Source organism: Mesorhizobium sp. M4A.F.Ca.ET.090.04.2.1 (assembly GCF_003999085.1).
Taxonomy (GTDB): domain Bacteria; phylum Pseudomonadota; class Alphaproteobacteria; order Rhizobiales; family Rhizobiaceae; genus Mesorhizobium.
Genome location: NZ_RZOT01000826.1, coordinates 1 through 1,541, shown reverse-complemented (window position 1 = coordinate 1,541; position 1,541 = coordinate 1). Strand labels below are relative to the sequence as shown.

The following is a 1,541-nucleotide window of genomic DNA, read 5'->3' as shown; positions in this document are numbered from 1 at the left end:
CATTTACCCGTACGTATACCCCTGAACCTCGGTTTTCAAAAACATCGATGTTTTTCACAACCTTAGCTGATTGATCCAGCGAATTACAAAACCGCTGCTCTACCAGCTGAGCTACAAGGGCATGGCGCTCCGGTAGCATATTCCATGCGCCAGTAAAGACAAAACTCCGTTCGCGACAGCTGATTGACCCGGCGAGGGCGGCCCCGCGCCATCCTGAAAACGGCAGGGCGGCTTCCTATATCAGGGCGAGATGCAATTACCTGGTTGAGGGTTTTCGCATGATCCGGCTCGTCATCATCTTCCCGCTTGTCGTGGTGGCCTGGCTTCTCGTGGTCAAGCTCGTCAGCGATTTGAAGAAAGCCAGCATCGACTGGACCGGCGTCACCACCATCATCGGCTTCATCGCGCTCGCCTTCTGGCTGCGCCATATCACCGGCATGGGATGAACCAGTGAGTAGGCAGTAGGGAATAGTGAGTAGGGAATGGCAGGTGGCCGCGTAGGCGACACTACTTCCTACTGACTATTTCCCACTTACTCAAAAAAGTTTCGAACCTTTTTCGCGGGCGCGACGACTGATGATCAAGAGGCGGATGGATCGCCTCTCCCACGCAACAGGAGATCATCATGTTCAAGCGCACCATTGTTTCCGGCCTCATCGCCACCTCCGTCGCCGCCGCCACGCTGGCCGGCACCGTTCAGCCCTCGGCCGCCCATGGCCATCACCACCACCGCGAGATCGGCATCGGCATTGCCGCCGGCGTCGGCGGGTTCGTACTCGGCAGCCTGCTCGCTCAGCAGCAGCAGCCGCAGCCTGTCTATGTCGACGAATATGGCGGCGGTTCCTCGCACGTCCGCCGCTGCCTCGCCCGCTACGCCAGCTACGACCCATACTCCGACACCTATGCCGGCTACGACGGCTATCGTCATTACTGCCAGCTCTGAGAGGAGGTGAACCGCCTCAGGCAACCGGAAGAAGGGGCTTCTCGGTGGCCCCTTCTTCTGCCGTCAGGGGGCTGGCCCTGCTGCGTTGACAGACTTTCAAGCGGAAACGGCTCCGCCGTCGGCGGTGTACAGCGATTTTCCGAGCGTCTAATCTCTCCCCAACGGCCAAACCGAGGAGGGACGCTTGGACGAACAGGACCCGAAGCAAGACTTGATCGAGCCCGTCTTTCGCAACGGCACGGTCACCACCGTCGGCATCCTGCTGGCGTTTTCGCTGGGCTTCATCACCCATTGGGCCGCCAATCCGATCCCTTGGCAAACGTACCATCTACTCGCCGTCGTGCCGATCCTGATCGGCATCGCGATGCAGATGCGGGCGCTGTCCTTGCTGCTCGACGTAAGTTCGCTGCAAAAGCCCATCTACGAGCGGGCGAACCGCATCTTCATCGCGGGCCTCATCTTCACCGCAAGCGGCGTCGGGCTGGCGATCCTGCTCGACTTCTTCGAGATTGCGGGCAAGAGCGCGCTGCCGAACGGCTAGCTACTGGCAGATGTCGCACCATTCGGCGCCGACCAGGCTCACCATGCGGTCGACGCC

The 1,541-nt window shown here is 60.2% G+C and carries 3 protein-coding genes; all 3 read left to right on the top strand.

The window, feature by feature from the left end:
- Nucleotides 1-278 precede the first annotated feature (278 nt).
- The 3 genes from EN781_RS32305 to EN781_RS32295 all read left to right on the top strand — a co-directional run bounded on the left by EN781_RS32305 (nt 279) and on the right by EN781_RS32295 (nt 1,484).
- Nucleotides 279-446, top strand: coding sequence for a hypothetical protein (locus EN781_RS32305; protein ID WP_126054408.1), 168 nt, complete (start codon nt 279-281; stop codon nt 444-446).
- Nucleotides 447-625: 179 nt separating this feature from the next.
- Nucleotides 626-943 carry a BA14K family protein gene (locus EN781_RS32300; RefSeq protein WP_126054409.1) on the top strand — a complete coding sequence of 106 codons (318 nt, stop codon included), beginning with the start codon at nt 626-628 and terminating at the stop codon, nt 941-943.
- Nucleotides 944-1,127: 184 nt separating this feature from the next.
- Complete coding sequence (locus EN781_RS32295; protein WP_126054410.1) at nt 1,128-1,484, top strand: hypothetical protein; 357 nt, start codon at nt 1,128-1,130, stop codon at nt 1,482-1,484.
- Nucleotides 1,485-1,541: the final 57 nt, after the last annotated feature.